Genomic DNA, 3,707 nt, shown 5'->3' with positions numbered 1-3,707 from the left:
GCCGCGACGGCGGGAACCTGTTCGAGGTCGGTGAGGGTGAGGGCGACCACCTCGCGCCGCACCGCCGGCTCCACGCGGATCTCGCGAACGCCCCGCCCCCGCACCGCCTCCACCGCCAGCCGGGGCAGCACGGCCACCCCGAGTCCGGCGCCGACCAGCCCGACCACCGCCGGGTAGTCGTCCGTCGCGAAGTCGATCCGCGGCGTGAAGCCTGCCTCCGCGCACACCTGCACCAGCTGCCCGCGGCACCGCGGACAGCCCGCGATCCAGGGTTCCTCGGCCAGTTCCCCGATCCCGACCGATTCGGCGGACGCCAGCCGGTGCCCCTGCGGCACCAGCCCCACCAGCCGGTCGCTCAGCAGCGGCCGCACCACCAGGTCGTCCCACTCCTGCGACTCCGCGGAGCCCGCCGCGCCGCCGTACCGGAAGGCCAGCGCCACATCGCAGTCACCCGCGCGGAGCATCTCCACCGAACGTGGCGGCTCCGCCTCCTCCAGCGACACCTGGGTGCCGGGGTGCTCGGCGCGCAGCGCGGCCAGGGCGGTCGGCACCAGTGTGGAGCTGCCGCTCGGGAAGGACACCAGCCGGACCCGGCCGGCGCGCAGCCCGGCGATCGCGGCGACCTCCTCCTCCGCGGCGGTCAGCCCGGCGAGGATGCCCGCGGCGTGCCGCACCAGGGCCTCACCCGCCTGGGTGAGGCGCATGCCGCGCCCGGCGCGGACGATCAGCGGGGTGCCGGCCGAGGCCTCCAGCGCCTTCATCTGCTGGCTGACGGCCGGCTGGGTGCAGCCCAGCTCACGGGCCGCCGCGGAGAACGAGCCGGTGGCGGCCACGGCACGCAGGACACGGAGATGACGAGCCTCGATCACCCTTCCCAGCATAGGTCAGCCCATAAGTCAGGCTTGTACCGGAAAGGAGAATATCGACTCCCGCTTTGACGACGACGCCGCTACCGTGCCGGGTATGAAGGTGCTCTCACTCAACCTCGCCACCGCCGCCGTCGTGCCGTACACCAGTCAGCGCGACGGCCTCACCGGCATCGACAAGCGCCCGGTGGACGGTCCCGTCCGGGTCTTCGCCCCCGGCCCCAAGGGCACCGGAGGCAGCGGCATGACCGGTGACGCGGTCTGCCACACCCGCCATCACGGCGGCGACGACCAGGCGGTCTACGCGTTCGCCCGCGAGGACCTGGACGATTGGGAGCGCGAGCTCGGCCGGCCGCTGCGCAACGGCGTCTTCGGGGAGAACCTCACCACCTCCGGCCTCGACGTCTCCGGCGCCCGCATCGGCGAGCGGTGGCGCATCGGCCCCGAGGTGGTCCTCCAGGTCACCTCGCCGCGCATCCCGTGCGGAACCTTTCAGGGCCATCTGGGCGAGCCCCGGTGGGTGAAGCGGTTCACCGCCAAGGGGGCGCCCGGCGCCTACCTGCGGGTGGTCACCCCCGGCGAGATCCGTGCCGGCGACGCCGTCGAGGTCGTCCGCCGTCCGGACCACGACATCACGATCGCCCTCTCCTTCCGCGCCCTGACCCTGGAGCGCGGGCTGCTGCCCCGCCTCCTGGAGGCGGGCGACGACCTCCCGGAGGAGGAGCGCGCGGCCGTCCACACGTTTCTCGCGGGCCGCCCGTCCTGACGCGCGGTTCCACCCTGCGGCCCCACCTCACCCACGCGCCCCGGCCTGCTTAACCTGACCCCATGACTACGGCTCTGATCACAGGTTCGACGGCCGGCCTGGGCGCCGCCTTCGCACGGCAGTTGGCCGCCCGCGGGCACAACCTGGTGCTGGTGGCCAGGGACACCGAGCGGCTGCGCACGCAGGCGACCGAACTGCACGACCGGCACGGCATCGAGGCCGAGGTGCTCACCGCGGACCTCGCCGCCGACGAGGGCATCGAGGCGGTGGCCGCCCGCCTGTCCGACCGCCGCGACTCCGTCGACCTGTTGGTCAACAACGCGGGCTTCGGCAACAAGGGCCGCTACCTGGAGGTCCCGGTCGCCGACGAGCTGCGGATGCTCAAGGTCCACTGCGAGGCGGTGCTGCGCCTGACCTCCGCGGCGGTCGAGGGGATGCGGGAACGCCGGCGCGGCGGCGTGATCAACGTGGCCTCGGTGGCGGCCTTCGTCCCCCGCGGCACGTACGGCGCGTCCAAGGCGTGGGTCGTCCAGTTCACCCAGGGCGCGGCCCGCGACGTGGCGGCCGACGGCGTCCGCCTGATGGCCCTGTGCCCCGGCTTCGTGCGCACCGAGTTCCACGAACGGGCGGGCATGGGCACGGACAACATCCCCGGCTGGATGTGGCTGGACGCCGACAAGGTCGTCACCACGGCCCTCGCCGACCTCTCCCGCGGCAAGACCCTCTCCGTCCCCGACCCGCGCTACAAGACCCTGATGGGCCTGACCAAGCTGGTCCCGCGCAACCTGATCGGCGGCGTCTCCACGTCGGCGGGCCGGAAGTACGGCCCGGACCGCTGAGCGGTTAATCGTGGTGGCCCTGGACCGGTGGGCGATTAGGCTGCGAATAGCCGGGGCAGCTCCGACACCGGTGGGCGTCATGACCCAGCCGTGTTCCAGCCCACCACTCACCGATGGGACTCCCATGGCCAACCGACGCAACGACATGCTCGGCGTCGGCGGACAGCGCAAGAAGCTGTCCCGTTCCGACCAGAAGGCCTCCGTCACCGCAGGCTCCCACAGCCGGCAGACGGCCGCCGAGCAGAAGCAGGAGCTGCTCCGCAAGATGCGCGAGCGCACGCAGGGCGCGGACGCGCAGGCGGACGGCTCCGGCGCACAGAGGGACGGTGACGCCGCGCAGACGGACGGCTCCGACGCTCACGGCTGAGCCGCACAGGACCATGGCCGCCTCCCCCGGGAGGCGGCCATCGTCGTTCCTCGCTCCGGCCGGTCCCGCCCGACGCCGGAGACGCCGGTGGCGGCGACCCAACCCCTTCTCGTCCAGTTGACGAAAACGAGGTGGGCGCAATATCGTCAGAGAGACGAAAACCAGTGCCAGGGAGGCCCTCATGGCTGACATCACCAAGCGCTTCGGCATGCGCCACCTGCGCGGCACGCCCACCGCGCACATCCGGCACCACCGTTCCGGGCAGCTCGCGCACGAGGGGCCCGGGATCAGCTTCTGGTACCGGTCGCTGACCGCCGCGCTCTCCGAGGTCCCGGTGGACGACCGCGAACTCGCCATGACCTTCCACGCCCGCACGGCCGACTTCCAGGACGTGACCGTCCAGGCCACCGTCACCTACCGGATCGGCGACCCCGCCGTCGCCGCCGAGCGGCTGGACTTCTCCATCGACCCGGACACCGGCGTCTGGCGGGGCTCGCCCTTGGAGCAACTCTCCACGCTGCTCACCGAGTCGGCACAGCAGCACGTGCTCGACGTGCTCGCCCGGACCCCGCTGGAGCAGGCGCTCGCGGACGGGGTGGGACTGGTGCGGGAACGGGTCGCGGCCGGGCTGGCCGCGGAACCGCGGCTGCCGGCGACCGGCCTGGAGATCGTCACGGTCCGGGTGGTGGCGCTGCGCCCCGAGCCCGAGGTGGAGCGGGCGCTGCGCACTCCGGCGCGGGAGCGGATCCAGCAGGAGGCGGACCGGGCCACCTACGAGCGGCGGGCGGTGGCCGTGGAGCGGGAGCGGACCATCGCCGAGAACGAGCTGGCCAGCAAGATCGAACTGGCCCGGCGCGAGGAGCAGCTGG

The 3,707-nt window shown here is 73.2% G+C and carries 5 protein-coding genes; 4 read left to right on the top strand and 1 reads right to left on the bottom strand.

Translation table 11 applies throughout. From position 1 onward, the window contains the following. Nucleotides 1–869: LysR family transcriptional regulator (locus tag HW445_RS22135; protein ID WP_180222724.1), on the bottom strand; the 869-nt coding region annotated here is incomplete at its 3' end. Between the two features lie 94 nt (nt 870–963). Between HW445_RS22135 and HW445_RS22130 the strand changes: the two genes are divergently transcribed. The 4 genes from HW445_RS22130 to HW445_RS22115 form a co-directional block, all read left to right on the top strand. After that, nucleotides 964–1,632, top strand: coding sequence for an MOSC domain-containing protein (locus HW445_RS22130; RefSeq protein ID WP_180222723.1), 669 nt, complete (start codon nt 964–966; stop codon nt 1,630–1,632). Nucleotides 1,633–1,694: 62 nt separating this feature from the next. Then, nucleotides 1,695–2,471, top strand: coding sequence for an SDR family oxidoreductase (locus tag HW445_RS22125; RefSeq protein ID WP_180222722.1), 777 nt, complete (start codon nt 1,695–1,697; stop codon nt 2,469–2,471). Between the two features lie 124 nt (nt 2,472–2,595). Further along, complete coding sequence (locus HW445_RS22120; protein ID WP_180222721.1) at nt 2,596–2,838, top strand: DUF6243 family protein; 243 nt, start codon at nt 2,596–2,598, stop codon at nt 2,836–2,838. Nucleotides 2,839–3,019: 181 nt separating this feature from the next. Next, nucleotides 3,020–3,707, top strand: a 688-nt coding sequence (locus HW445_RS22115) for an SPFH domain-containing protein (RefSeq protein ID WP_180222720.1), incomplete at its 3' end; no start/stop codon positions are given.

Origin of the sequence: Streptomyces sp. UH6, assembly GCF_013421635.1 — a bacterium.
Taxonomy (GTDB): Bacteria; Actinomycetota; Actinomycetes; order Streptomycetales; family Streptomycetaceae; genus Streptomyces; species Streptomyces abyssomicinicus.
The sequence above is the reverse complement of the archived record's forward strand: the minus strand, read 5'-3'. Positions and strand labels throughout refer to the sequence as shown.